Source organism: Shinella sp. BE166 (genome assembly GCF_051201095.1).
Lineage (GTDB): Bacteria > Pseudomonadota > Alphaproteobacteria > Rhizobiales > Rhizobiaceae > Shinella > Shinella lacus.
The window spans coordinates 595,580-622,098 of sequence record NZ_JBPEHL010000001.1 but is presented as its reverse complement, the minus strand read 5'-3'; the positions used below and the strand labels follow the sequence as shown (position 1 = coordinate 622,098).

Below are 26,519 nucleotides of genomic sequence, written 5' to 3'. Positions count from 1 at the left end.
GGTTCTGTGGTTGGTAGAATTTTAGCGGCGGCGCCCGACATCGAGCAGGACGGCGCCGACGATGATCAGGCCCTTGACGACCTGCTGGTAGTAGGAAGAAATTCCCAAGAGATCCAAACCGTTGTTGATGGTGCCGATGATCAGCGCGCCGAAGACGGTGCCGATCAGCGTGCCCTTGCCGCCGGAAAGGCTGGTGCCGCCGATCACCACGGCCGCTATCGCGTCGAGTTCATAGGCGATGCCGGCCTGCGGCAGGGCGGCGGTCGAGCGGGCGGTGAGGATGACGCCGGCAAGCGAGGCCAGCACGCCGGAGACGATGTAGGTGAGTGCGGTGACGCGGCGGGTGCGCACGCCGTTGGTGATCGCCGCCCGCTCGTTGCCGCCGACGGCATAGACGTGGCGGCCGAACACCGTGTAGCGCAGCACGAACCAGCAGACCGCAAAGACCACCGCGAGGGCGACGATCGGCACCGGAATGCCGAGCACCGCCCCGTTGCCGAACCACAGGAACGGCTGCGACAGGTTGGAGATCGGCCGGCCATCCGTGTAGATGAAGGTCAGGCCGCGCGCGGCACTCAGCATGCCGAGCGTCACGACGAAGGCGGGGATGCGCAGGTAGGCGGTGAGCGCGCCGTTGACGAGACCGGCGACAAAACCGGTGGCAAGGCTTGCGAGCAGCGCCACGCCGATGAACGAATGGTCGGGCGTCACCGAAAAGCTCGCCGCCACCGCGCCGCACAGCGCCATGACCGACCCGACGGACAGATCGATGCCGCCGGCGAGAATGACATAGGTCACGCCGATCGCCAGAATGCCGTTGATCGCGGTCTGGCGGATGATGTTCGTCCAGTTGTTCCAGGTCAGGAAGAACTCGCTCGACAGCGTGAGCACGACGCACAGCAGCACGAAGACGATCAGGATGCCCTGGTTCTGCAGGATATTGCGGGCGGTCGCGCCGAATTGCGACAGGGCCGGGCTGCCCGGCTTACGAAGACTTTCACTGTTCATGGACATTTTCCTCCCCCTCCTCGAGGCTGAGGCTCAAGGATGCCTCGTGCAAAAGCGTGCGCTGGTCGGACTGGGCGGCGCGCACGAAGCGCTTCAGCCGGCCCTTCTTGAAGATCGCGATGGAGCCGCAGAGCTGCAGCAGTTCCGGCGCCTCGGAGGAACAGACGAGCACCGCCCCGCCGCCTGCCGCAAAATCCCGCAGGAGCTGGTAGATCTCCTGCTTGGCGCCCTCGTCGATGCCGCGGGTGGGCTCGTCGCAGATCAGCACCTTCGGCTGCGAGGCGAGGCAGCGCGCCACCACCACCTTCTGCTGGTTACCGCCGCTCAAGGCCGCGACCTTGAGGCCGTCGCCGCTGGCGCGCACCGAAAGGCGCTTGATCATGCCGGCGCTCAGCACCTTCTCCCGTCCACGCGCAATCATTCCGAACCGCGCCAGGCTGCCGAGCACAGGCATGGAAATGTTGTGCCGGATCGAGGCTTCGAGATTGAGCCCGGTGTCCTTGCGGTCTTCCGTCACCATGGCCATGCCAGCGGCGATCGCCCGGTCCGGGCGCTGGGGCGGCAGGACGGTGCCGCAGAGCCGCACCACGCCTTCGTTGCGCGCGCCAATACCGTAGACGGCGTTCAGGAATTCGCTGCGGCCCGAGCCCATCAGGCCGTAGATGCCAGTGATCTCGCCGGCGCGAAGACGAAGGCTGATATCGTGGAATTGCTGGCGGTGCGACAGGTGCTCCACGTCGAGCAGGATCGGCGCGTCGTCTGCCTTCGCTCCCGTAGCTTCGCTGCGCGTCGGCATTTCGTGGCCGATAATCAGCTCCACCAAGTGACGCCGGTCGATCTCGGCCATGTTGCCGCTGGTGATGTAGCGGCCGTCGCGGAAGATCGTGTAGCGATCGGCGATCTCGAAAAGCTCTTCGAGCCGGTGGCTGACATAGATGACGCCGACGCCGCTGGCGGTGAGACGCCGGATGGCATCGAACAGGATCTGCGTTTCATGCTCGCCGATGGCTGAGGTCGGTTCGTCCATGATGAGGATGCGCGCATTGCGGCTGATGGCGCGCGCGATCTCGACAAGCTGGGTCTGCGCCAGCGAGAGCTGCGCCATCTTTCGCGCAGCATCGACGTCGAAATGCAGTTCCGCGAGCAGTTGGCGCGCGTTGCGCAGCATCGCCGCATGATCGACAAGCCCCCCGCCGCGCCGCGGCTCCCGGCCGAGAAAGATGTTCTCGGCCGCGGTCATGTCGGGCACCGGCGAAAGCTCCTGCGTGATGATGGCGATGCTTTCCGCAAGCGCATCGGCAGGCGAGCGGAAGTTGACCTCCCGGCCGTGGATCCGCACCGTTCCCTCATCCCTCTGGAGCAGGCCCATGAGGATGTTGAGGAAGGTCGATTTGCCCGCCCCATTGCCGCCGCACAGCGCCAGCACCTCACCGGGGGCGAGCGTGATCTCGCCGTTGACGAGGGCCGGCACGCCGTCGAAGGATTTGGAGACGCCGCGCGCCTCCACCAGGTATTGGGTCATGGCAAGCCTCCGCTCGGCCAGAGAGGATCAGCTCGCGAGATAACCGCCGTCGATGACCAGTTCGCTGCCGGTCATGTAGGAGGACTCGTCGGAGGCGAGGAAAAGCACGCCATTGGCGATCTCCTCCGCCTTTGCGGGGCGACCCAGCAGGGACGGCCCGAGCAGCGCCTTGGTGGCGACCGGGTCGTTGACGATGTCCTTCGACAGATGGGTGATCGTCAGGCTCGGATGCACCGAGTTGACCCGGATGCCGTCCTTGGCCACTTCCGTTGCCGTCGCCTTGGTCAGCAGGCGCACGGCACCCTTGGAGGCGACATAGGCAACCGCGTCGGGGAAGCCGACAATGCCCCAGTTCGAGCTGATATTGACGATCGAACCACCGCCGGCCTTGCGCATCAGCGGGATTGCGGCGCGCGACCCGAGAAACACGCCCTTGGCGTTGATCGAAAAGGTCCTGTCCCAGGCGGCGCTGTCGGTGTTTTCCGTCGTGCCGGAAAGGTAGATGCCGGCATTGTTGATCAGGATATCGGCCTTGCCGAATTTTTCCGCGACGGATTTCTGGAGCTTTGCCCAGTCTTCCTCGGATGCGACGTCGAGGACGTGGAACTCCGCCGTGCCGCCGGCCGCTTCAATGTCCGCGACGACCTTTTCACCGTCTTCCCGGTTGATGTCGGTGACAATAACCGTCGCGCCTTCGGCGGCGAGCCGGAGCGAGAAGGCTCGCCCCATGCCGAGCGCGCCGCCCGTTACGATCGCCACCTTGCCCTCGACGCGGCCCTGAGATGCGGTTTGACCCTTGTTCGACATCGGATGCTCCTCCTTGCTTTCCTGACGATGATCGCCAGCCTCGCAAAAGAAGGAGCAGGAAGCGTGCCAACTCTTAAAATTATTATATTTCAATAACTTAATAAAAATACTCGTGTCGCAGGCCTTGGACGCAGCGACAGGGGCGTGTCACATCTGCGACACGCCCTGCGCCTCACGGCGCGGACGCCATGCGGATCAGGCCGAGCGCGGAAATCCGGCGATGCAACGTCGCGCGCGAGATGCCCAGCCGCTGGGCGGCGAGCTTGACGTTCCAGCCGCTCTGCTGCAACGCCAGCTCGATGATCTGGCGTTCATTGCCGGTCACATCGGCCGGGCCGCCGGCACCGTCCGCCTTGAAAGGCGGCGGAAGATCGCGAAGCGAGATCGTCGCCGTTTCCGCCAGCGTCGCCGCGAAACGGGCCACATGTTTCAGCTCCCGGATGTTGCCGGGCCACTGGTAGGCGAGCAGGATTTTCAGCACAGCCGGATCGATGCGCGCATCGGGAATGCCGGCCTCGACGGCCTCGCGCAGGAGAAAGCGCTCGATGACGAGGTGCCGGTCGGACCGCGCCCGCAGCGGCGGCACGCTCAAGGTCGCGCCACTGAGCCGGTAGAACAGGTCCTGCCGGAAGCGCCCTTCCTCGACGAGCTTCGGAATGTCGTGCAGGCTCGCCGAGATCAGCGAGAACTGCACCTTCGTGTGCTCGGTCGCACCAAGCGCGACGAACTCCCCGTCCGACAGCACCTGCAACAGCCGCGTCTGGAGCGCCAGCGGCATGTCACCGATCTCGTCGAGGAACAGCGTGCCGCCGTCGGCTTCGGCGATCCGCCCTTTCGAGCCCTGCTTGGAAGCGCCGGTGAAGGCGCCGGGACGATAGCCGAACAGCTCGCTTTCGATCAGTTCCGGAGGAATGGCGGCGCAGTTGATGGAAACGAACGGCCCCTTCGACCAGGCGCTTGCCTGGTGCAGCGCCTTGGCCAGCGCCGTCTTGCCGGAGCCGGTCTCGCCTTGGAGCAGCACGGGCAGGCGGCGATCGACGAGCTTCTGCATGCGCCCGATCTGGAGCGCCATCGCCGGATCGTCGCCGACCAGCAGCTTCATGTCCGGCGCCTGCACCGCCGCCTTGGGCAGCACGCGCGACGCCGTTGCGGCCAGCGCCGGCCGCTTGTCGGATTCGGCAAGGCGGATGAAGAACCGGTTGCCGTTGACCTCGATCTCCGCCGACTCCGCGCTCGAAAAGACGTTGCGGCCAGCACCGGTGACGTCGAACAGCGACTGGCCGATCAAGGACGTGTTCTTGCGCGACAGGAAGCGCAGCACGTCCGGCGTCGCATCGACGATGCGGCCGGAGGAATCGAGCGCCATGCGCATCTCGACGCCCACATCGGAAAAATCCTCGTATTGCGAGACGCGCAGCAGGTCGCGGCCCGTGTGGCAGCGCGAGAAGAAGCGGTTCTCGATGCGGCGTGCGGCGCGGCGCACGACTTCGCTGACGATCGACTGCACGGAATGATCGCTCGGCCGCGCGGTGCTGACGTTGAGGGCCGCAGCCACCTTGCCGCCACCGCCGAAGATCGGCGCGACGGTACAGCTGAAATCGACGAGGCGCTCGTCGAAATGGTTGTCCATGACGATGGAGACGGGCTTCGCCTCGGCTAGGCAGATGCCGATCCCATTGGTGCCCTGCAACTCCTCCGACCAGACCGCGCCGAGGATCAGGCCGGAATCGGCGCATTTGCCGGCGGACGGGTTTTGCGAGCGGAACAACACCGTGACGCCGCGGCCATCCGTCAGCGAGACGATGTAGTCATGCGCGACGAAACGGGTGAACAGCCGCTCCACTTCCGGCATCGCGACCGCGATGAGGTCCTCCACCCGCTCCTGGTAGCTCTTGAGTTCGGTCTGCGTGACGACCGTCGGAAAGGCCACCTTGTACGGGTCGAGACCGTATTGTTCGACGCAGCGCTCCCAGGAGGCGACGACGCGCGACAGATGCGGCTGGTTGGCACCCTGCAACCGCGCCGACTGGCCGAGCGCGGAGATGACCGTGTGCGAATGGTTTGTCGTGGCAGTCATGGTTACGTCCTCCCGACGCCCTCAACCGGATTATGTTCGGCGTGGTTCCTTACGCGCGAATTGTCGCCGTCCCGCCCGCGACGTCAACAGCACATCCTTGTGAAACCGATAGCACGAAGCCGCCGCTTCTGTCATTTCGCGCAATGCTCATAAGGCCCGCCCGCGCCTGCAACACCAGGCTGTCGCAGCCGTGTCGCACTGCGCCAGTGTCTTGGTTCGCAAGCCCCCGTTTTCCGGTGCGCGCCCAGTTGGCACGGAAACTGCTGTGCTTTTGGCGAAGCACAATCGTCCGGAGGAAACCATGTCGAAGAAGGCGCTCGTCGTCGGTGCAAGCGGTGTGATCGGTCACGCCGTCGTCCGCTATCTCGAAACCTGTTCCGATTGGAGCGTGGTGGGAACAGCGCGCAACGAGGCCCCGGCCTTCATGTCCGGCGTTCCGTGGATCGCGGCCGACCTTGCCGATCCGGCCTCGCTTGCAACCCACCGTGAAGTCCTCTCCGATGTCACACATGTCTTCTACGCGGCCTACGTGCCGGACCGTGATCTCGCGCAGGAGGCCCACCACAATGCGGCGATGCTGGCGAACTTGCTGGACGGGCTGGCCGGTGCCGGGGCGCCGATCGAGCGGGTGGTGCTGTTCCAGGGCGGCAAGGTCTATGGCCTGCATCTCGGACCGGTGAAGACGCCGATGCGCGAAGATGATCCGCGCCACATGCCGCCGAATTTCTACTACGATCTTGAAGACACGCTGGCGGGATATTGCGCGCGGCATGGCTGGACCTATTCGCTGCTGCGGCCGGATGTCGTGCTTGGCGCCATCGGCGGCAAGTCGCTGAACCTCGCCATGGTCATCGGTGCCTATGCCGCGATCTGCCGGGAGCTTGCAGTGCCGTTCCGCTTTCCGGGTTCGGCCGCCGGCTACGGCGTGCTGATGCAGGCGACCGACGCCGACCTGCTCGCCCGCGTCAGCATCTGGGCGGCAACAGCGCCGATTGCCGCGGGCCAGGCGTACAACGTCACGAACGGCGATCTCTTTCGCTGGGACCAGCTCTGGACAGCGCTCGCCGATCACTACGGCTTGGAAATCGGCCCGCCCCTGTCGATCCGCCTCGTGGATCACATGCGCGACAAAGGCCCGCTGTGGTCGTCGATGACGGAGCGTTATTTCCTCACCCCCGCACGCTACGAAGACGCCATCCCCTGGGGCTTCGGCGACTGGGTTTTCCACACGGGCTTCGATGTCGTCTCCGATCTCACCAAGCTGCGCATTCACGGCTGCCACGAAATCCGGTCGACCGAAGCGACGCTGATCGAGAAGATCGGCCAGCTCCAGGCCAAGCGGCTCATCCCGCCGCTCCAGAACTAGAGGAACACACGATGGACGTATTCGAGACCTGGCCGAAAGCCCTGACCGAGGAATTCGCCGCCAACCAGCAAAACGGCCGCGTCGGCGGAAAACTCGTGTCGGAGACCGACACGCTGCGTATCTGGCATCTCCATATCCCTCCGGGCGAACGCCTAGGATTCCACCGCCATGTGCTCAACTATTTCTGGACGGCGCTGGTGCCCGGCCGGGCGCGCAGCCACTACGGCGACGGCCGCATCGCCGAGGCCACCTATACCGCCGGCGAGACGAAACACTTCACCTTCGACGCCGGCCAATCGATGATCCACGACCTGGAGAACATCGGCACCGAGCCGCTTGTCTTCGTCACGGTCGAGTTCAAACAGAGCGCAAACCAGCCGCTGCCCTTGTGAGGCCGCTATGAGGTGTGTCGGCGCCTCAATAGGCGACGACACGGTTGTCGTTCGGATCCGCCCATTTGGTGTTCGGGACGACGGAGAACCAGCCGGGACGCGACGGGTCGCGGTCATAGGGATAGCCGCCGAGCGTCTTGTGCAGGTCGGCATATTTCCCGAGCTTGTCGCGGTCGAGCTCGACGCCGAGGCCCGGCGCCGTCGGCACCTTGATAGCACCGTTCTCATAGCGCATCGGCCCGCCGACGATGATGTCGTCTGTGAGCTGGTGATAGTGGGCATCGGCATGGAAGACGAGGTTCGGCAGCACCGCGCCGAGATGCAGCATGGTGGCGAGCTGGATTCCGAGCTCGCCGGACGAATGCACGGCGATGCCGAGCTGAAAGGTCTCGCACACGCCCGCCGCCTTGACGCAGGGCCGGATGCCACCCCAGAAGGTCGTATCGAGCAGGATGACGTCGACCGCGGGGTTGAGGATGTTGGCCGCAAGCTGCTCGAAGTTGATTACAACCGTGTTGGTGGCAAGCGGCATGGACGTGTTCTCGCGCACCCGGCGCATGCCGTTCAGGCCCCAGGTCGGGTCCTCGTAATAATCATTGTTGAGGTCCTTGATGCCCTTGGCGAAACGGATCGCCTCCTCGACGCTGAAGGCCGCATTGGGGTCGTAGCGCACGCTATCCGGCCCGAGCGCCTTCGCCCAGGCGCGGAAGACTTCCAACTCATAATCCGGTGGGAAGACGCCACTCTTCAGTTTGTGCGTGGTGAAGCCGCACTTTTTTTTCAAGGCGAGCGTCTGCTCGATCAACTGGTCGGCCGTGCGCGTCTCGCCCTCGCCGGTATCCTTGTTGGGCAGGCGGAAGAACATGTAGCTGGCGAAGGGAACGACATCGCGCATCTTGCCGCCAAGGATGTCGTAGACCGGCACGCCGAGGAACTTGCCCATAATGTCGAGACACGCGAACTCAATCGCCGCATGCATCTGCGTGCGGTTGTTATAGAGGCTGGCGGTCGGGTTGCAGATCATGAAGCGGAGGTTTTCGAGCTCGAAGGGATCATGCCCGACGAGATAAGGTTTCAGCGCCCGGAACGCCGCCTCGGCGCTCTCCCCGCCGCCGCCCATCTCGCCGAGACCGATGATGCCGACATCCGTCTCCACCTCGACGATGGTGCGCACGAACCGTCCCCAATGCGCGCCATTGGAGTGGCGCAGCGGCGCTTCGAGCGGCACGGTGACGGTGGTGGCCCTGATATCGGTGATTTTCGGTCGCTTCATGGGAGGCTCCAATGCGGTCTTTCTGTTGGGAACGGCCGGGCGTGACGCCGGCTAGCTGATCATCCGGGTCATCTCGTCGACGCTGATCTCGCTGGCGGGCGGATCGGCAATCTTCTCGCCCCGCGCCATGGCGACGATGCGGTCGGAAATCGGGTGGATGTGGTGCAGGTTGTGGCTGATGAAGATCGAGGTGACGCCGAGGCCTTTGAGCTCCACGACATGATCCAGCACCTTGTTGGTCTCCTTGACCGAGAGGTGGTTGGTCGGCTCGTCAAGGATCAGCACCTTCGAGCGGAAGTGCATTGCCCGCGCAATCGCGACCCCCTGACGCTGACCGCCGGACAGCGCCTTGACCGGCGTGTCGGCGCCGCGCAGATGCAGGCCCACGCCGCGCAGCCCCTCCATGGCCTCGTGCGCAATCTTCTCCCGATCGACGATGCCGAAGCCGGGACGGCCGAATTTCAGCTGCTCGCGGCCGATGAAGAAGTTCTGCGCGATCGACATTTCCGGCACCATGGCCGTGTATTGGTAGATAGTCTCGATGCCGAGGCCCATCGCAACTTCCGGGCCGGTGATGGAAACGCTTCGGCCCTCGATGAAGATTTCGCCCTTGTCCTGCGTGTGAACGCCCGACAGGATCTTGATCAGCGTCGACTTGCCGGCGCCGTTGTCCCCGACGAGGCCGATCACCTCGCCGCGCGCGGCATGGAAATCGACATTCTTCAGGGCATGCACCGCGCCATACCATTTTTGCAGGCCGACGCATTTGATGATCGGCTCTTCGGCCGGATTGACGGGAGTGCTCATGGCCTTACCCCTTCATGCCTTCGGCTTTCAGCCGGGTCTGCGTGTTGAGGACGACCGCCACCACGATCATGGCGCCGACGGCGAACATGAACCAGTTGGCGTTGACGCCGCTGAGGATGAGGATGTTCTCGATCATCGCGATCAGCAGTGTGCCGACGACCGCGCCCAGGATGGAGCCGACCCCACCGGTGAGAGCCACACCGCCAATGACGGCCGCGGCAATCGCCTGCATTTCGAGGCCCGTGCCGAGGTTCGGTACGATCACCTTGACGCGAAAACTCTGGATGATGCCGGCAAAGCCGGCGAGCGTGGCACAAAGCATGAAGCAGGCCATCTTCACCCGCTCGGTCTTGATGCCCATGTCGCGCGCCGCCTGCGGATGACCTCCGGTCGCAAAAATCCAGTGGCCGAAATCCATGCGCCGCAGCACGAAGCCCAGCACCAACGCAATCGCGATCATATAGAGCAGCGAGACACGCGGCGTGACGAGCCCAAGATCGAGCCGCCCGACCAGCCAAGACACGTTGAGTTCGCGCGGGAAGATCGGCGGAAAGCCGCCGGCCAGCACGACCGCGAGGCTTCGCGCCATGAACAGCATGCCGAGCGTCGCGATGAAGGACGGTATCTTGAGTTTCAGCGTGATCAGGCCGTTGCCGAAGCCGATCAGCGCAGCGATCAGGAGACCGACCAGGATCGCTGCCGCCGTTGGCCAGCCGTTCTGCATCAAAAGCACCGTCACCATCGGCGACAGACCGAAGACGGAGCCGACGGAGAGGTCGAACTCGCCGGCGATGATCAGGATTGTGATGCCCATCGCGACGATCGCGATTTCCGGGATCGGTTGCAGATAGACGGTCATGTTTCCGGTCGTGAAGAACCGGTCGTTCAACACGCTGAACACGACGAGCAGCGCGAAGAAGATCAGCAGCGCTGCCATTTCCGGCCGCGCCATCAGGTTGCGGACACTTGGTTTCATACTCTCTGGCCTCGAAAAGGGCCTCCCACCCAAAGGACGGGAGGGCAGGAAAAGGACTGGCTCAGCGCACGCCCATCGACATGAACTTTTCCACCTGCTCCAGGTCCTTCGGCTCCACCACGGCCTTACCGGTGTTGACGTCGAAGGCGCTGAGGCCGAACTTCTTCATCATGGCGAGTTGGAGTATCGGCAGGTAACCTTGGTAGTAGGGCTGCTGGTCGATGGTGATATCGACATAACCCTTCTTCATCTCGTCGAGCACGACGGGCACCAGGTCGAAGGTCGCCATGTGCAACTGGCCGGGCTTGATGCCGAGGTCACGCAGGCATTCGCCAGCCCCCGCGCCCCAGAAGCCGGCATCGACATAGGCGTTGGTTTCGGGCTTGCCTTGCACATATTGGCAGATGCGCGAGGCGGTGACCGAGATATCGTTGGAACTGTCGATCACCTCATAGCCGATCTGCCGGTTCGGCTCGGCGGCCTTCACCTCGTCCAAAAACTTCTTGGCGCCGCCAATGCGCGCCTCCGCCCAGCTTTCGCCCGGCCGCGACAGGCCGAGCAGCGCATGCACCGGCTGGTCCGCCGGGATTTTTGCATAGAGCCCCTTCATCAGCACGTAGCCGGCCTCGAAAAGGTCCTGCCCGACGAAGGCGTTGCGCGCATTGCCGGCGGCCCCCTGGCTGTCATCGACATTGGCGGTGATGACCGGAATGCCCTTGTCGACCGCCTTCTTGATCGTTTCGTCATAGAGGTCGTCATTGACGATGACGGTGACGATGCCGTCCACGCCCTGTTCGACGACGGTGTCGAGGTTCTGCAGGTGCTTTTGCAAGTCGCCGTTCGGCGTGGTGAAGATGAGCTGGCACTCCGCCTCGAACTGGGCGCAGGCATCGTCCATGCCCTTCTTGATCGACTGCCAGAAGCTGTTGTCGATACCCGTCTGGGTGAGATACACGAATTTCGGCTTCTCCTGCGCCACCGCAGAACCCGCCGCCAAACACGCCACGCCAAGGGCCAGTGCGGCCAGCGATCTCTTCATCATTTCAATTCCCTCCCAGGTTTTCTTCACGAGGCGCTCTCGGGGTAATGCCTGCTGCGGAGCGCGCGGCGCGGCAGGCCGTTGCGTAGGCTGATCGCGCGCTAGCGCGCCTCCCCCAGCACGCGGAGGATTTCGTAGCAGGCACCGAAGGGGTGATAGTCGGTCTTGCCCGGCGGGCTCTTGATGTCGCTCTGCTTGACGCCATCAGGAGAGAGGATGCGGAACCAGCAGCCGTAATCGTGATCGACCAGATGCCGCCAGCTGTAGCGCCAGAGCCGGTCGTAATCCTGCCAGTAGCGCTCCTGGCCCGTGCGTTCGGCAAGGCCGGCGGCAGCCGCCACCGTCTCGCAATGAACCCAATGGTATTTGTCGAGATCGTACAGCTCGCCGTCCGGGCCGTAGCTGTAATGCATGCCGCCGAATTCGAGATCGGCGCTTTTCGCCAGAGCCGTTTCGTAAAGCAAGATCGCCTGCGGCAGGATCCAGTCGCGCGCGCGATAGCGCTCGAGGATCAGCAGCAGCTTCGTCCATTCCGTCATGTGGCCCGGCAGGTAGCCATAGGGGCGGAAAAGGTGTTTGGGATCGTCCTTGTTGTAATCCCAGTCGACTGACCAGTCCTCGCCATAGTGCTCCCAGACGACACTCTGCGCGGTGGCGGCAAGTTCCACGCAGATGCGCCGGGCCAGCGTTTCGGCGCGGTCGAGATAACGCGCCTCGCCGGTCGCTTCGTAAGCCGCCAGCATCGCCTCGGTCATGTGCATATTGGCATTCTGGCCGCGATAGCGCGAGACCGTCTGCCAGTCGCGGCTGATCTCATCCTTGTAGAGTTCGCGTTCCGGCTCCCAGAAGCGGCGTTCAAGCAGGTTCCAGGTTTCCGAGACCCTTTCCGCCATGCCGGCAATGCCGGCCTTCATGGCCGAGGCATAGGCGAGCAGGACGAAGGCGTGGCCGTAACAATGTTTCGTCGTGTCCACCACGTCGCGCCCGTGCATCAGCCAGAAATAACCACCGTGCTCCGGGTCGCAGTGGACCTCGTCGAGATATTTGACGCCGTGCGCCGCGGCCTCCGCGAAATCCTGGCGCTTGAACAGGATCGCCGCCGTCGCGTAGTTGAAGATGAAGCGGGTGGTGGAGACGAGGTGCTGTGTCTTGCGATCCGTGATGAAGCCGTCGTCGCGGTATTCGTTGTAGTAGCCGCCGTCTTCCATGTTCAGGCAGATCGGATGGTAGAAATCCATGATCTCGCGCATGTGGCCGAGTAGGAACGTCTTCGAGCGGAAATCGGGAAACGGCTTCATGACGGGCCTCCGGTCAATCTGGGATGATGATGCCGAGCTTGGAGAGAACGCCGCCGTCGATCTTGACGTCGGCGCCCGTGATGAAGCGGGCCTTGTCGCTGGCGAGGAAGGCAACCAGTTCGGCAACTTCGGACGCCTTGCCGACGCGGCCGAGCGGATGGCCCCGGCCCCAGGCGTCGAGCGTCGCCTCTGCCGTACCCTCGCCCTTCCAGAGATCGGCCGCCCAGCGCAGCATCGGTGTGTCGATGGAAGCGGGGCAGACGGCGTTGACGGTGATGTTGTCGTCCGCGTGGTCGAGCGCCATGGCGCGCACCAGCGCGTTGATCGCGCCCTTGCTCGCCGTATATGCGGCGACGCCGGTCTGCGAGGCATAGGCCTGTACGGAGGAGATTGCGACGATTGCGCCACCGCCGCGTTTCTTCATCTCGGGAATGGCGAATTTCGCGGCGAGGAAGATGCCCTTGAGGTTGATGTCGAGCACGTCGTCCCAGACGTCCACCGGCGTATCGACCACCGTGCCGTAACGCTGGATGCCAGCGCAGCAGGCGAGCACATCGACGCCGCCGTGTTGCGACACCGCGGCCGCGACCGCCGCCCGCATGTCGGTCTCGTTGCGCACATCGCCGACGAAACCCGCAGCATTGGCGCCGATCGCGGCAACCGCCTCATCGACTGAGGCTTTGTCGTTCGCCACGATCATCACTTTGCCGCCGCCCGCCGCAAAACGCTCGGCACAGGCGCGGCCCATGCCGAGGCTGCCGCCGGTCACGACGATGCTTTTGCCGTTGAATTCCGTCATCCTGTTGTCTCCCGATATGTATCTGCGACCGCGCCGAACCGCGGCTCGGCAACGCCCTGCCCTACCCCCTCGACCGCAAAGAGCCCGCCCTCCAGCGGATGCGCTGCGAGATGGGCGTCCGTCATGGTGAAGCGAGCAGAGGTAACGTAGAGCGTGGAAAGATGCTCACCGCCGAAGGTGCAACTCGTCGGCCAGCTTGCCGGCAGCTCGATCAGGCCGATGGGGCGCCCCTCGCCGTCGAAGCCTGCGACCGCCGCACCGCCAGCGACACGGCAGTTCCAGAGGTTGTCGTTCGCGTCGAGGCAGGAGCCGTCTGGCAAGCCACGTGCGAATCCGGCAACGATGGTCCGCCGGTTGCCGATCCGCTGCGTAGCCTGGTCGTAGTCGAACAGGTAGATTTCATTCGCCAGCGTATCGGCGAAGAAGAAGCGGTTATCCCGCGTCCAACCCATCGTGTTGGTGATGCCGTATTCGTTCGGCGTCAGCCGCGAGACCTGCGCATCCGGAGCGATGCGATAAACGGCGCCGGACTTGCGGTCCATGTCCTTCGGTGTGCCGTCCGCGAGGAGATTGCTTTGCATGGTCGCGACCCAGAACGAGCCGTCCGGCGCAACGCGGCCTTCGTTCAGCCGGTTCTCCGGCAGGTCCGGTTCCGGCATGGCGAACTCCTCGAAGGTGCCGCCAGGCGTCCAAAGGCAGACGGTGCGGCGCAGGCCGATGATGAAACCGCCATCCGCCCGCAGGCCGATCGATGTCACGAAATCAGGTGTCGGCCAGGTGTCGTGGCGCATGTTTGCCGGCTCCAGCCGGTGGATGCGCTTTCCGACGATGTCGACCCAGTACAGCGCCTTCTCGCCTTTCGACCAGATGATGCTCTCGCCGACAATGTCCTTCGCATCGAAAATAAGGGAAACCGCATAACTCACGGCAGCACCACGGATTTGATCGACGACATGTCTTCGCTGGCATTCGTCAGCGCGGCTGCCGTCTCTTCCAGGCTGAAGCGGTGCGTGATGACCGATTGCAGGTCCACCAGCCCGCTTGCCGCCAGTTCGATCGCCCGCGGATAGACGCCGGCATAGCGGAAGACGCCATGGATCGACAGTTCCCGCTCCATGGCCGGCCAGAAATCGACCGAGGAAGCGCCCGTCGGGTTGATGCCGACAAGCGCGAGACCGCCGCGCCGGCGGATGCGTGGCAGGGCGCGTGTGACAGCATTCGGTGCCCCGCTGCATTCGATGACGCTGTCCACCTCGGCGATCGTCCCGTAGAGCGGATCGGCCGCCGCATCATGCGCTTCGAAACGAGGGAAACGGCTGACGAGGCCGATGCGCGCCGGGTTGATGTCGGAGAGGATGATGCGCGTGGCGCCCCGTGCCGCCGCCGCTTGCCCGGCCAGCAGGCCGATCGGGCCGGCGCCGATGATCAGCACGGAGCTGCCGGGCTTCATGGCGAGGCGCTCCGTCGCCCAGAGGCCGACGGCGAGCGGCTCGATCAGCGCCGCCTCTTCGAAGGATAGGCTATCCGGGATCGCGAAAGTGAAATCGGCCGGATTGACCACGCGGCGGGCGAAGGCACCGTGATAAGGCGGCGTCGCCATGAAGACGACGTCGGGGCAGAGATTGTAGGCGCCGGACCAGCATTGCGCGCAATGGCCGCAAGGGCGCTGTGGCTCCAGCGTCACGCGGTTGCCCGGCTTCAGATGCCGCACCTCGACCCCTGTGGCGACCACGGTGCCGGCTGCTTCGTGCCCGAGCACGATCGGGCGATCGCAGACGAGATTGCCGATGCGGCCATGGCGGAAATAGTGAACGTCCGAGCCGCAGACGCCGACGGCGGCGATCTCCACCAGCACGTCGTTCGGGCCTGCGACCGGCTCCGGCCAGTCCTGCATCTCGACCACGTTAGGTGCCATGAGTACGGCCGCCCGGTTGGGTTTTGGGAAGAGCGCGTTCACATCCGCCCCCGCATGCGCTTGATGCTGATGATGTTGACCATGACGGCGACAAGGATGACGACGCCGCGCACAATGCCCTGCGCGAAGGGATCGACGCCGAGCAGCACGAGGCCGTTGACGAGGGCGGCGATGAAGATCACGCCGAAGAGCGTGCCGAGCATCGTGCCGGGGCCGCCGAACAGGCTGGTGCCGCCCACCACGACCGCGGCGATAATGTCGAATTCCAGGCCCGAGGCCGCGCCGCTGTTGCCCGAGCCGAGACGGCTTGCCATCAGGATGCCCGTCAGGGCTGCCAGCGCGCCGGTAATGGCGAAGACGAGAATGCGGATGCGCGCAACCGGGATGGCCGAGAGGCGCGCAGCCTCCGCATTGCCGCCGACCGCGTAAACGCTGCGGCCGAACACGGTGCGCGTGGCGACGAAGCTGAAGACGGCAAACAGCACCAGCATGATGATTGCGGGCGTCGGAATGCCGAGCAAGGAGCCCGCGCCAAAACGCTGGAAGCTGAAATCCATGATGACGATGGGCACGGCATCCGACATGACTTGCGCGGTGCCGCGCAAACCGAGCCACAACGCCAGCGTGACGATGAAGCTCGGCACGTCGAAAAAGGCGCGCAGGAAACCCGTGAAGCAGCCGATCAATGCGCCAAGAATGATGACCACCAATGCGGCAACGGGCAGAGGCACGCCGGATTGCGCCAGCGACGCCAGCAGCACGCCGGCAAAGGCGACATGCGGGCCGACGGAAATGTCGATCTCGCCGCTAATCAGAACCAGCGTCATGCCCCAGGCGATGATGCCGACAAAAGCGGCGTCGCGCAGAATGTTGAGCTGGTTCGGCAGCGTCATGAAATTGGAGGCGAAGGCCGCGAGGAAGGCGTAGAGCAGAAGGATTGCGGCCAGCAATCCGATCTCGTTGGCGCGGCCGCTCAGGAAGTGGCGCAGGTCGAACTTCTGGTAGAGTTTGGATCGGGTCTCGGCCATTCTCAATGCACTCCCTGTTCGCCGGTGGTCAGCTCGCTCAGCGTCTCCGTGCGGATCGCCTCGCCTTCCACCTCCGCCGTGATGCTGCCGCCGCGCAGGATGAGCACGCGGTCGCAGACCTCGCAGAATTCCTCGATCTCGCCGGAAACGAAGACCACGGCGAGCCCTTCCTCCGCGGCCTTGCGCGTCAGCTGGTAGATCTGGCGCTTGGCGCCGATATCGACGCCGCGTGTCGGCTCGTCGAGCAGCAGGATGCGCGGCGCGGCATTCAGCGCCTTGCCGATGACGACCTTTTGCTGGTTGCCGCCGCTGAGATTGCCGAGCGGCTCGCTTGGATGAGTGAGCTTGATGCCGAGCGCGCGGATCGAGGCGGCGACTTTCTCGCGCATCGCCGCCCGGTCGATCACCCCGCCGCGCGAAACCGAACCCCAGCTCGCCATGACGAGGTTTTCGTCGATGCCGAGCATCATCACGGCACCCTCGCCGCGACGATCCTCCGGCGTCATGAAGATCCCGTTCGCCCGCGCATCGCGCAGGCTCGCCGGTCTGAAATCGCTGCCGGAGAGCGTCATCGAGCCGCTGTCTATGGTCCGAAGTCCGGCAATCGCCTGCAAAAGCTCCGTGCGCCCCGAGCCCAGCACGCCGGCAATGCCGAGCACCTCGCCGGCACGGATCTCGAAGCTCGCATCCTGGATGCGCGGAGCGACCTGGAGGCCGCGGATCGAGAGCAGCGGGCTGCGTTTGGCGGGGGCGGAGCGTACCGCCTCGCCCTCGGCCTGTGTACTGCCCAGCAGCATCTCGACGATCTGGCGGTTCGTCACATCGCCGACGGCTGTCGTCGCGATGTGACGGCCGTCACGCATGATGGTGAGGGAATGGGCCACCCGCCGGATCTCGTCCATGCGGTGCGAAATATAGATGACGCTCGTACCCTGCTCCGCGAGCCGGCGCACGACCCGGATCAGCGTTTCCGCCTCCTGGGCGACCAGCGAACTCGTCGGCTCGTCGAGGATCAGCAGCCGTGCGCCCTGGCGCAGGGCCCGCGCGATCTCGACCAGCTGGCGCTGCGCCACGGATATGCGCGCAACGGGCTGGCGCGGATCGAGATCGAGGCCGAGCACCTCTAGCGCCGCATGCGCCTCGCGCTCCATCGCCCGCCAGTCGATACCGCCGCCGCGCTTCGGCCAACGCCCCAGAAAGACGTTTTCCGCAATCGAAAGTTCGGGAACGACGCTCAGCTCCTGATGCACAGTGGCGATGCCGGCCTTGATGCCGTCCATTGGCGTGCGCAAGGAGACGGGTGCGCCATCCATTAGGATCGACCCCTCGTCCGGCCGCTCGACGCCGGCAAGGATCTTCACCAGCGTCGATTTTCCGGCGCCGTTCTTGCCGAGCAGCGCGCGGACCTCGCCGCGGCCGATCGCGAAATCCACGTCGCGAAGTGCGACGACGCCGGGATACGCCTTCGATATGCCACGCATCTGGACGAGCGGTTCAGTCATGGAAGCCATGCCGTTCAGGTTGGAAAAGGAAGGCCGCAACCCAGGCAGCGACCCTCAGTCCGAGGCGCCTATGGCGTCTCAGGGGATACCGTCGGGCCGGGCTTCCAGCCAGGCCTTCACCTTGTCGGGATCGGATGACAGGAACATCTCGGTCGGCACGATGGTGAGATAGGTGTCGATCGCCTCGCCCTTGATGGCCTTCAGCGCCATGGCGACAGAGTCCTTGCCCATCTGCTGCGGCTGCTGGCCGTTCGTGGCGATCAGGGTTTCCGGCGCATTGATCAGGTACTGTGCGAGCTGCACGCTGATATCGTTGCCGAAGACGACGGCCTGACCCTGGCGGCCCGAAGCCATGATGCCCTGGATGGCGCCGATCGTGCCATTGTCGGTGGTGGCGAACATGGCGTTGATCGCCGTGTCGCCGGTCAGCATGGTCGTCGCGGTCTCCGTCGACTTGCCCGGCTCGAAACCGGCCTGGTCGGCCGCCCATTCGACGCCCGGCACCGTCTCCTCGACCGCCTTCTTGAAGCCGGCCTTGCGCTGCACACAGGCCTCGTAGACGTCGCAGTTCAGGATGCCAAAGCGCGGCTTGTCGATGCCCTTGCCCTTGAAATAATCGCCGGCGACGAGGCCAACATCATAACCGAGCTTGAACTGGTCGGTGGTGACCAGCGCCTTGACGTATTTCTTGGCGTCCTCGTCGTTGACGCAGGTGTTGTAGCAGATGACCGGAATGCCGGCCTCGGAGGCCTGCTTGACCACCGGCACGGAAGCCGTCGCGGAAACCGGCGACATGATGATCGCGCTGACCTTCGAGGCGATCAGTGTGGAGGCGAACTGCGCCTCCTTGGCGGCATCGCCCTGGCTGTTCTGCCCGAGCAGGCGAACGCTTGAATCGCCTGCACCCGCCTCGATACCCTTTTTGATCCCGCCATAAAAACCCTGCGCGTCGAGATAGAGCGCGCCGATCGTCCGTTCCTGCGCGCCGGCCGCGCCGGCCATGAGAACCGCGAGTGCGGCAGAAGCAAAAACCCGCAAAGCAGCGGGCCGTAGCCTAATACGATTGGTCATCGATATCCTCCCAGATGTCTTTGCATTCTTGTATGCAAGATTTTTGAGGCGGTCAAGCATCGACCTATGTATGAGTGGAAAATCCAGATTTTTCAGGCTATCGTGCGGCGCAGGGAAATTTGCATGCAAGAAAACAAAAGACGGGGACGGAATGGCGCGTGACACGAAAATCTCGGCGGCGGAGCATTGCTACCGCACGCTCTCGCGAAAGATAATCGGGCTGGAGCTGAAGCCGAACGAGCCGGTCGGCGAACATGCGCTGGCCGACCTCTTGGGCGTCAGCCGCACGCCCGTGCGCGAGGCGCTATCGCGGCTGAGTGCGGAAGGGCTGGTGGATCTGCGTTCGCGGGCAGGCGTCGTGGTCGCCCCCATCCGCATGGATGCCGTGCGCACGGCGCAGTTCGTGCGCGAGCAGCTGGAGCTGGCCATCGTCGCGGAAGCCGCCCAGCAATCGAACCGGCGCATCCTGCTCGGCATCCGCCAGGCCATCGAGGAACAGGAACTGGCCATCATCGAGGACAATCCCGACCTCTTCTTCGAATGCGATGAACGCATGCACGCGCTTTATTGCAGCCTGGCCGGCCGCGAAGGCGTCTGGAGCTTCATCTCCGACGCCAAGAAACACATGGACCGTGTGCGGCGCCTGTCCGTCCAGGCCGGCCAGCTCGACCAGCTTGTGCAAGATCACCAGGGCGTGCTGGAGGCGGTGATGGCCCGCGACACGGAAAAAGCCCGCGAGATCATGCAGTTGCACCTGCGGCGCGTCATGCTGGACCTCAGCGAACTTGGAAGGCTGTTCGCGCCCTATTTCGAGCAGAACGAAGCAAAAGCCGAAGACCCGCCGCCCGCAGGACAGTCATGAGACTTTCCCGGCTGGCCGTTTTCGCGATGCCTGCGCCGCTGCCGGCAGCTACGGCTCAAGGGATTTGAGATAGGCGATGACGTCGGCCGCGTCACCGGCTTTCAGGCCGGTGAAGGCCATGCGTGTCTTGGGGATCATCTTCCTGGGGCCGGCGAGATAGGTGGCGAGCGTTGCCTCGTCCCATTTCAGGCCTCTGGCCGCGGCTTCCTTCATCGCGTCGGAATACTTGCCGTAGTCGGCAAGCGAGGCGGCGGTGCGATCGACGATGCCGACGAGATGCGGGCCGACCTTGTTCATCGGCTTGTCGGCGCTGTGGCAGGCGGTGCATTTCTTGAAGACCAGGGCGCCCGCTTCCGCGGATCCTTCCGCGGCATGTGCGGCGAAGGGCAAGGCGAGGCCCGCGAGGACGGCGATTATTCTCATGCAGCGATAGGCTCCGCGTCGAAGGACGTCAAAAGGTGGCCGGCCGAAGCCGGCCAGAGGTGGCACGGCTCGATGGAGCCGCACGCGATCACCGGCCGCCCGGAGGCGACCGGGGAGGATCGCGGTAAACCTCAGATCGAGCCGGCCCCCATCTCCTTGGCGATATAGTCGGCCTGGCGGATGGCGAGCGTGACGATGGTCAGCGTCGGGTTTTCCGCCGCCCCCGTGGTGAACTGGCTGCCGTCCGAGACGAACAGGTTCTTGATGTCGTGCGTCTGGCCCCATTTGTTGACGACACCGTCCTGCGCCTTCTCGCTCATGCGGTTGGTGCCGAGATTGTGCGTCGAGGGATAGGGCGGCGTCGGGAAGCTGCGTGTCGCGCCGACCGCCGCATAGAGCGCCTCGCCCTGCTTGTAGGCGTGGTTGCGCATGGCGACGTCGTTCGGATGGTCGGTGAACCAGACATCCGGGATCGGCATGCCGTATTTGTCCTTCAGCTCGCCATGCAGCTTCACGGCATTCTGTTCCTGCGGCATGTCCTCGCCGACGATCCAGAGGCCCGCCATGTTGGCATAGCTGTCCATGGCCGAGGCGAAGGGACGGCCCCAGCCGCCGGGATCGAGGAAGGCCGCCATGAAGGGCACACCGAGCGCCAGCGTCTCCAGCTCGTAGCCGCCGACGAAGCCGCGCGACGGATCGTGTTTCGCCTCGTCGCGAACGATGCCGGCCATGGTGGTGCCACGGTAGAAATGCACCGGCTTTTCGAACACGGCATAGACCGAGCCCGTCGTGTGGCGCATGTAGTTCTTGCCGACCTGGCCGGAGGAGTTGGCAAGCCCGTCCGGATATTTGCTCGATGCGGAATTGAGCAAGAGGCGCGGGCTTTCGATGGAGTTGCCTGCGACGCAGATGATGCGCGCCTTCTGGCTTTGCAGCTTGCCGTCCTTGTCGGCATAGACCACGGCCGTCACCTTGCCGCTGTCGTCATGCTCGATCTTGACGACATGGGAATTGGGCCGCACCTCCAGTCGGCCGGTCGCCTCGCCCTTCGGGATTTCCGTGTAGAGCGTCGACCATTTGGCGCCCCATTTACAGCCCTGGAAGCAGAAGCCGGTCTGCTGACAGCTCATGCGGTCGTCGCGGTCGGCCGAGTTGATCGCCATGTTGCCGGTGTGGCATTCCTTGTAGCCGAGCTTGTCGGCGCCGGCTTTCAGGATCTTGAAGTTGTTGTTGCCGGGCAAGCCCTCGATGCCGTTGGTGCGGGTCACGCCCATCTTGTCTTCGGCCTTGGCGTAGTAGGGTTCCAGTTCGGCGAGCGTCACCGGCCAGTCGAGCAGGTTGGCGCCCTCGACCTTGCCGTAGTTGGTGAGTGTCTTGAACTCGTGCTCCTGGAAGCGCAGCGAAGCGCCGGCCCAGTGCGTCGTGGTGCCGCCGACGGCCTTGACGATCCAGGCGGGAAGGTTGGGAAAATCCTTCGAGACGCGCCAGCCGCCGCCCGTCGTGCGGTGGTCGAGCCAGGCGAGCTGGGAAAAGCTGTCCCACTCGTCGTTGATGAAGTCTTCGTGTTCGATACGCGCACCGGCTTCGAGCACGACGACGTCGATGCCCTTCTGCGCCAATTCATTGCCCAGCGTGCCGCCGCCGGCACCCGAGCCGATGATGACGACCACGCTGTCGTCGTTGAGATCATAAGGAGCTGCCATGGTTTCCTCCCGAAACATGTGCGGTCGGCGTTAAAGCCGCGGTCGCGCCTCCTCCGGCGCGTTCCGTCAGACCGCCGTCAAAGCCATTCGATGTCGTCGAAGCCGCGGGCGATGTAACCGCCCTTGGAATAGGATTCGCCCTCGTAGCCGAAATGCGGCCAGAGCTCCTTCTGGTTATAGAAGGAGACGACGAGGTCGCCGCGCACCGCCTGGAAGAAGGGCGTGCTCTCGATGTCGTGCAGGATCTTCACGCGGTCATCCTCCCAGCCGAGGCCGCGATAGCCGCCCTCGCCCGCCCGCTTGTCGAGATCCGCAATGCCCACCTCGATCAGCTCCTTGTGCGCGGCGTCCGTGCCGGCCTTGGTGTCGTGGCCCTTGACCGCGATGGCGTAAAAGCGGTCGGCGACCGTATCGTGCGGATAGATATCGCGGGCGAGCTTGATCAGCGTCGCCATCGTTTCCGGCTTCAGCGCCGTCGTCTCCATGCCCCAGGCCTTGTCGGGGCTGATCACCGCCCTGCCGGAGATGATGAGCGCCGCGCCGATCGTGCCGCGCTTCAAAAGCTCGCGGCGGGAAAGTCCCGGGCGCTGCTCGTAGATCGTCGTCATGTCAGGTTCCTCCCATTGCGTTTGAGACCGGCGGCCCTCCCCCGGCCGCCAGCCCGTTCATTTGTAGCGGCCGCCTCGCTGCAAGACCTCGATCTTGTAGCCGTCCGGGTCCGTCACGAAGAAGAAGCGGGCAAGCAGGCCGCCGTCGCGATTGAACTCGACGATCTTGCCGGTGGTGAAGCCGAGCGCGGAGATACGCGCATGCTCGCCATCGAGGTCGGAAACCGACACGGCGAGATGGCCATAGCCGTCGCCGAGATTGTAGGCTTCGGTGCGGCCCTTGTTGATCGTCAGTTCGAGTTCGAATTCGCTTTCGGCATTGCTCATGTAGACAAGCGTGAAGGTCTCGAAGTCGAGCCTGTCGGCAACCGCGAGCCCGAAGGCCTTGTCGTAGAAATCCACGGACCGGTCTTCATCCAGAACGCGGATCATCGAATGAATGGACTTTGCCACGCTGCCCTTCCCCTGCTTGCAGTTCGACTTGTGGAGGGAAGATTGCGCCCGGAATCACGGCCGTGGGTAGCAGCCCATTACCGCACGTCGTTTTTCATTTCTGGAGTTTTAAGCGAAGGATTTTTCTTGTTTTATCGCGACACAGGATGATTTGACCAAATTCAAGGGCCGCCGCATAATCGCCTGTATAAAAACAAGACTGGAGGATAAACCATGTGTGAGGTCTTTGCGGGCCAGGACCCGCAACGCTATCGGCCTGTCAACCGCTCGGTGCGGATCGGCGGCCATTCGACGAGCATCCAGATCGAAGCGGCCTTCTGGGACTTGATCGACGAGATGGCCATAGGCCAGGGTCAGTCGACATCCCGCTTCCTCTCGACGCTCTATGACGAGGCGCTGGAAATCAACGGTTCCGTGTCGAATTTCGCCTCGCTGCTGCGCACGAGCTGTCTCATCTACATCATGGGTGGCGCGAAGAAATGCGACGGCGCGCGGGAATTCCACATCGTCGCCGCCGAATAGGCCAAATAAGGCAAGACGTAACGATCAGAACCGCAGGCTGATGCCGGCACGGCGCAGCAGCCAGTAGAACAGCGCGGTGGCGCCGACGCCGAGCGCCATCGCCCAGCCGAATCCGGATTCGCCCACGCTGAACGGCAATCCGGCCGTGTTCATGCCGAACACGCCGACGACCAGCGTGCCGGGCAGCAGCAGCGCGCTCATCACCGCCATCGCCCGAAGGCTGCGGTTCGATTCGTCGGCCAGTTCCGCCGCCATTTCTTCCTGGAGCAGGCGGGCTCGGTCGTTGACCATGACGATTTCGCGGTCGAGCCGTTCCAGCCGCAGCGAAAGCCGGTGCAGCACGGCATGGGTCGCCTCGGAGAGCGCCCAGTCCTCGCGGTCCTCCTCCTCGAACAGCGCCACCATGCCGGCGACCGGGCGATGCAGCGACACCGCCAGCCGGCGGACTTCCTTGAGGCTGCGGCGCTCGTCGCTCAGCCGCTCCGTGACGATGCGGTCTTCCACCGCGTCAAGCAGCCGGGTCGCCTCGTTGAGCCGCAGGTTGGTGTTCTTGCAGAAGGCCGCGACGATGCCCTCGAAAAGCTCGCAGGCCGTTGCGGGCGAAAAACCTTCGGCAAAGGATCGCCGCACCCGGTCCACTGCCTCCAGCGGATGCCGCCGGCCGGTGACGAGCAGCCGGTCGGTGAGCGCGAAATGCATGCGGCCGATCGTGGTCGACATGCGGTCCATGCCCATCTGCATATCGGCGACGACGCCATGAAGTGTGCCGGCCTCCTGGCCGAGCACCAGGCTTTCGTCATGTCCGTCGAGGATGGCGCGCGCGGCCGCGGGCAAGGGGCAATGTCCGGCAAGCCAGCCCTGCATACGCTGATCGACCAGGTCGACATGCAGCCAGACCCAGCCGTCTTCCGCGCCAAGCGCCGGACCGATCTCCTGGGGCGCAAGCGGCACCACCCGTTCGCCGGGACGCGCCCGCCAGGCGCCGATGAGGCCCGGCGGGTGCTCCTTGTCCATCTCAGGGAGGAGATTCAAATAAAATGCTCCATCCGTGTCCTTGCCGGTATGTCAGTAGACCTCCGGCACATACATGTCGTCCGGCGGGGAATGGCGGATGTAGTTGTCGTTGCGCACGCGTTCCGGCAGCTCTATCGGGGCCTTCGGCACGTCCTGATAGGGAACCTGCGTGAGGAGATGGGCGATGCAGTTCAGCCGCGCCTTCTTCTTGTCCACCGCCTCGACGATCCACCAGGGGGCCTCGGGGATGTGGGTGCGCTCCAGCATCTCTTCCTTGGCCTTGGTGTAATCCTCCCAGTGGACGCGGCTTTCCAGGTCCATCGGCGAAAGCTTCCACTGCTTCAGCGGATCGTGGATGCGCATGCGGAAGCGGAATTCCTGCTCATCGTCGGTGATGGAGAACCAGTATTTGATGAGGATGATGCCGGAGCGCACCAGCATGCGCTCGAATTCCGGCACCGAGCGGAAGAACTCTTCAAGCTCTTCGGCGTTGCAGAAGCCCATGACGCGCTCGACGCCGGCGCGGTTGTACCAGGAGCGGTCGAACAGCACCATTTCACCGGCGCTCGGTAGATGGGCCGCGTAGCGCTGGAAATACCACTGGTTGCGCTCGCGCTCGGTGGGCGCCGGCAGCGCCACGACGCGGCAGACGCGCGGGTTGAGGCGCTGGGTCACGCGCTTGATGGCACCGCCCTTGCCGGCGGAATCGCGGCCCTCGAACAGCACGACGACCTTCAGCTTGTTGTGCTGCACCCAGTCCTGCAGCTTCACCAGCTCATGCTGGAGACGAAACAACTCGCGGAAATAGATGCGCCGCTCGATCGTCTGCGGCGCGGGTTCGGACATGCCCTCGGAGACGAGCGCGTCCAGCTGCTCCTCTTCCATCTGCATTTCCAGCTCCTCGTCGAAGCTGTCGGCGATTTCTGCCTTGATGCGGCTCAGATGATCGTTTTCGAACATGATCGGAATCCATTTGCCCGGACGCGCGGCAGGTCACCAAGCCAGTCGATCGACCGGTCTTATCCCGCCACCAGAACTTATTAGGAAGCCCGCATGATGTTTTTGTGACAGTGCGCCGCAAAACCCCCGCCCGGCCGGGCGGAGGTCGAAAGGACGGGTCACTTTCCGGCCAGGATCAGTTTGCCTTGTCGAGAAATGCCCGGACCATTTTCGTCGTGGCTTCCGGGTTTTCCTCCATGATCCAGTGGCCAGAATCCGGCACCACCCCCTCGGTCACGTCGCTGGCGGCGGCCCGTATCACGGTCGCCATCATCGGCCCGAAGGACTTCTCGCCGCCGATCGCCAGCACCGGCATCGTCAGCTTGCCGCCGGCAGCCAGGAAGGCCCGGTTGTCGGCCGCATCCTGGTCGAAAGCCGCGAACTGCGCAAAGCCCGAATGCATCGCGCCCGGCAGGGCGTAGAGCTTGGCATAGTGCTCGCGCGACGTCTCGGTAAAGCGGGCGGGCGTTGCCGAGAACTCGTTCCAGAAACGATCGAGATAGATGCGTTCACGGCCGGCGACGAGGCGCTCCATGTCCGGTCCGCCGAAACGGAAATGCCAGAGCAGCGGGTTCTTCAGGATCTCTTCCCACGGGCCAACACCGGGTACGGGCGCATCGATCAGCACGAAGCGTTTCGTCCGCTCGGGATGCGCGGCGGCGAAGGCGAAGCCCACCATGTTGCCGATATCGTGCGTCACAAGATCGATGTTCTCGATCTTCAGCGCATCGAGCACGCCAGCGACGTCGCCGGCCTGGGTCTTCTTGTCGAAGCCGCTTTCCGGTTTGGAGGAAAGGCCGAGGCCGCGCAGGTCCGGCACGATGACAGTGTGGTCGCGGGCAAGATCGGCCGCCATCGGCGCCCACATGTCGCCGGTCTCGCCGTAACCATGCAGCAGGACCACGGCCGGCCCCGCGCCGCCGACACGGACATGGATGGTTGCGCCGTTGGTGGTGATCTCCTGCGTCTTGAAGGAGGCCGGAAAGTCGGGACCTCGGCGTCGGCAGGCGCGGCGAAGGCGAGCAGTCCCAAGGCAAGGATGGTTTTCAACATTT

At 64.1% G+C, this 26,519-nt stretch carries 26 protein-coding genes; 4 read left to right on the top strand and 22 right to left on the bottom strand.

Annotation, left to right across the window (positions count from 1 at the left end):
* Nucleotides 1-21: 21 nt before the first annotated feature.
* The 4 genes from J2Y63_RS02835 to J2Y63_RS02820 all read right to left on the bottom strand — a co-directional run bounded on the left by J2Y63_RS02835 (nt 22) and on the right by J2Y63_RS02820 (nt 5,414).
* On the bottom strand, nt 22-1,008 hold the full coding sequence (locus tag J2Y63_RS02835) for an ABC transporter permease (RefSeq protein WP_435264827.1): 987 nt from the start codon (nt 1,006-1,008) through the stop codon (nt 22-24).
* Nucleotides 998-2,530 (bottom strand): sugar ABC transporter ATP-binding protein, encoded by a 1,533-nt coding sequence (locus J2Y63_RS02830; RefSeq protein WP_435264826.1) that lies wholly within the window; start codon nt 2,528-2,530, stop codon nt 998-1,000. The genes J2Y63_RS02835 and J2Y63_RS02830 overlap by 11 nt, the downstream gene beginning before the upstream one ends.
* A gap of 27 nt (nt 2,531-2,557) precedes the next feature.
* Nucleotides 2,558-3,337, bottom strand: a complete 780-nt coding sequence (locus J2Y63_RS02825; RefSeq protein ID WP_435264825.1) for an SDR family NAD(P)-dependent oxidoreductase — start codon at nt 3,335-3,337, stop codon at nt 2,558-2,560.
* A gap of 172 nt (nt 3,338-3,509) precedes the next feature.
* Nucleotides 3,510-5,414 (bottom strand): sigma-54-dependent Fis family transcriptional regulator, encoded by a 1,905-nt coding sequence (locus tag J2Y63_RS02820; protein ID WP_435264824.1) that lies wholly within the window; start codon nt 5,412-5,414, stop codon nt 3,510-3,512.
* A gap of 301 nt (nt 5,415-5,715) precedes the next feature.
* Between J2Y63_RS02820 and J2Y63_RS02815 the strand changes: the two genes are divergently transcribed.
* Together J2Y63_RS02815 and J2Y63_RS02810 are read left to right on the top strand one after the other, a co-directional pair.
* Complete coding sequence (locus tag J2Y63_RS02815) at nt 5,716-6,780, top strand: SDR family oxidoreductase (protein ID WP_435264823.1); 1,065 nt, start codon at nt 5,716-5,718, stop codon at nt 6,778-6,780.
* An 11-nt stretch (nt 6,781-6,791) separates the two neighbouring features.
* Entirely contained in the window at nt 6,792-7,172 is a 381-nt protein-coding gene (locus J2Y63_RS02810) for a hypothetical protein (RefSeq protein ID WP_435264822.1), read from the top strand.
* A gap of 25 nt (nt 7,173-7,197) precedes the next feature.
* Here J2Y63_RS02810 and J2Y63_RS02805 read toward each other — a convergent pair whose 3' ends face one another.
* From J2Y63_RS02805 to J2Y63_RS02755, 11 genes are all read right to left on the bottom strand, one after another.
* On the bottom strand, nt 7,198-8,445 hold the full coding sequence (locus J2Y63_RS02805; protein WP_435264821.1) for an enolase C-terminal domain-like protein: 1,248 nt from the start codon (nt 8,443-8,445) through the stop codon (nt 7,198-7,200).
* A gap of 51 nt (nt 8,446-8,496) precedes the next feature.
* Nucleotides 8,497-9,252, bottom strand: coding sequence for an ATP-binding cassette domain-containing protein (locus J2Y63_RS02800; protein ID WP_435264820.1), 756 nt, complete (start codon nt 9,250-9,252; stop codon nt 8,497-8,499).
* A gap of 4 nt (nt 9,253-9,256) precedes the next feature.
* Nucleotides 9,257-10,228, bottom strand: a complete 972-nt coding sequence (locus J2Y63_RS02795) for an ABC transporter permease (protein WP_435264819.1) — start codon at nt 10,226-10,228, stop codon at nt 9,257-9,259.
* Between the two features lie 61 nt (nt 10,229-10,289).
* The gene (locus J2Y63_RS02790) at nt 10,290-11,270 is read right to left on the bottom strand and encodes a sugar ABC transporter substrate-binding protein (RefSeq protein ID WP_435264818.1); all 981 of its coding nucleotides are present in this window, start codon (nt 11,268-11,270) and stop codon (nt 10,290-10,292) included.
* Nucleotides 11,271-11,368: 98 nt separating this feature from the next.
* The gene (locus J2Y63_RS02785) at nt 11,369-12,565 is read right to left on the bottom strand and encodes an AGE family epimerase/isomerase (protein WP_435264817.1); all 1,197 of its coding nucleotides are present in this window, start codon (nt 12,563-12,565) and stop codon (nt 11,369-11,371) included.
* A gap of 13 nt (nt 12,566-12,578) precedes the next feature.
* Nucleotides 12,579-13,364: an SDR family NAD(P)-dependent oxidoreductase gene (locus J2Y63_RS02780; protein ID WP_435264816.1), complete on the bottom strand. Its 786-nt coding sequence runs from the start codon at nt 13,362-13,364 to the stop codon at nt 12,579-12,581.
* Complete coding sequence (locus J2Y63_RS02775; RefSeq protein WP_435264815.1) at nt 13,361-14,290, bottom strand: SMP-30/gluconolactonase/LRE family protein; 930 nt, start codon at nt 14,288-14,290, stop codon at nt 13,361-13,363. Before J2Y63_RS02775 ends, J2Y63_RS02780 begins: the two co-directional genes overlap by 4 nt.
* Nucleotides 14,287-15,279, bottom strand: a complete 993-nt coding sequence (locus J2Y63_RS02770; protein ID WP_435264814.1) for an NAD(P)-dependent alcohol dehydrogenase — start codon at nt 15,277-15,279, stop codon at nt 14,287-14,289. Before J2Y63_RS02770 ends, J2Y63_RS02775 begins: the two co-directional genes overlap by 4 nt.
* A gap of 38 nt (nt 15,280-15,317) precedes the next feature.
* Nucleotides 15,318-16,307: an ABC transporter permease gene (locus J2Y63_RS02765; protein ID WP_435264813.1), complete on the bottom strand. Its 990-nt coding sequence runs from the start codon at nt 16,305-16,307 to the stop codon at nt 15,318-15,320.
* Nucleotides 16,308-16,309: 2 nt separating this feature from the next.
* A complete protein-coding gene (locus tag J2Y63_RS02760; protein WP_435264812.1) occupies nt 16,310-17,809 on the bottom strand; it encodes a sugar ABC transporter ATP-binding protein in 1,500 nt (499 codons plus the stop codon).
* Nucleotides 17,810-17,887: 78 nt separating this feature from the next.
* Nucleotides 17,888-18,880, bottom strand: a complete 993-nt coding sequence (locus J2Y63_RS02755; protein WP_435264811.1) for a substrate-binding domain-containing protein — start codon at nt 18,878-18,880, stop codon at nt 17,888-17,890.
* A 151-nt stretch (nt 18,881-19,031) separates the two neighbouring features.
* Here J2Y63_RS02755 and J2Y63_RS02750 point away from each other — a divergent pair, with 151 nt between their 5' ends.
* Nucleotides 19,032-19,742, top strand: a complete 711-nt coding sequence (locus J2Y63_RS02750) for a GntR family transcriptional regulator (RefSeq protein WP_435264810.1) — start codon at nt 19,032-19,034, stop codon at nt 19,740-19,742.
* 48 nt (nt 19,743-19,790) lie between these two features.
* Here J2Y63_RS02750 and J2Y63_RS02745 read toward each other — a convergent pair whose 3' ends face one another.
* From J2Y63_RS02745 to J2Y63_RS02730, 4 genes are all read right to left on the bottom strand, one after another.
* The gene (locus tag J2Y63_RS02745; protein ID WP_435264809.1) at nt 19,791-20,165 is read right to left on the bottom strand and encodes a c-type cytochrome; all 375 of its coding nucleotides are present in this window, start codon (nt 20,163-20,165) and stop codon (nt 19,791-19,793) included.
* Between the two features lie 131 nt (nt 20,166-20,296).
* Entirely contained in the window at nt 20,297-21,868 is a 1,572-nt protein-coding gene (locus J2Y63_RS02740) for a GMC family oxidoreductase (protein WP_256114690.1), read from the bottom strand.
* Nucleotides 21,869-21,945: 77 nt separating this feature from the next.
* Complete coding sequence (locus J2Y63_RS02735; protein WP_435264808.1) at nt 21,946-22,476, bottom strand: gluconate 2-dehydrogenase subunit 3 family protein; 531 nt, start codon at nt 22,474-22,476, stop codon at nt 21,946-21,948.
* 57 nt (nt 22,477-22,533) lie between these two features.
* Nucleotides 22,534-22,929, bottom strand: a complete 396-nt coding sequence (locus J2Y63_RS02730; RefSeq protein ID WP_435264807.1) for a VOC family protein — start codon at nt 22,927-22,929, stop codon at nt 22,534-22,536.
* A gap of 213 nt (nt 22,930-23,142) precedes the next feature.
* Between J2Y63_RS02730 and J2Y63_RS02725 the strand changes: the two genes are divergently transcribed.
* A complete protein-coding gene (locus J2Y63_RS02725) occupies nt 23,143-23,451 on the top strand; it encodes a ribbon-helix-helix domain-containing protein (protein WP_256114694.1) in 309 nt (102 codons plus the stop codon).
* Nucleotides 23,452-23,475: 24 nt separating this feature from the next.
* On the opposite strand, the gene J2Y63_RS02720 is transcribed toward J2Y63_RS02725, so the two are convergent.
* The 3 genes from J2Y63_RS02720 to J2Y63_RS02710 all read right to left on the bottom strand — a co-directional run bounded on the left by J2Y63_RS02720 (nt 23,476) and on the right by J2Y63_RS02710 (nt 26,368).
* Entirely contained in the window at nt 23,476-24,483 is a 1,008-nt protein-coding gene (locus tag J2Y63_RS02720) for a CorA family divalent cation transporter (protein WP_435264806.1), read from the bottom strand.
* 33 nt (nt 24,484-24,516) lie between these two features.
* The gene (gene ppk2, locus J2Y63_RS02715) at nt 24,517-25,425 is read right to left on the bottom strand and encodes a polyphosphate kinase 2 (protein ID WP_435264805.1); all 909 of its coding nucleotides are present in this window, start codon (nt 25,423-25,425) and stop codon (nt 24,517-24,519) included.
* Nucleotides 25,426-25,600: 175 nt separating this feature from the next.
* Complete coding sequence (locus J2Y63_RS02710) at nt 25,601-26,368, bottom strand: alpha/beta fold hydrolase (protein ID WP_435264804.1); 768 nt, start codon at nt 26,366-26,368, stop codon at nt 25,601-25,603.
* Nucleotides 26,369-26,519 lie beyond the last annotated feature (151 nt).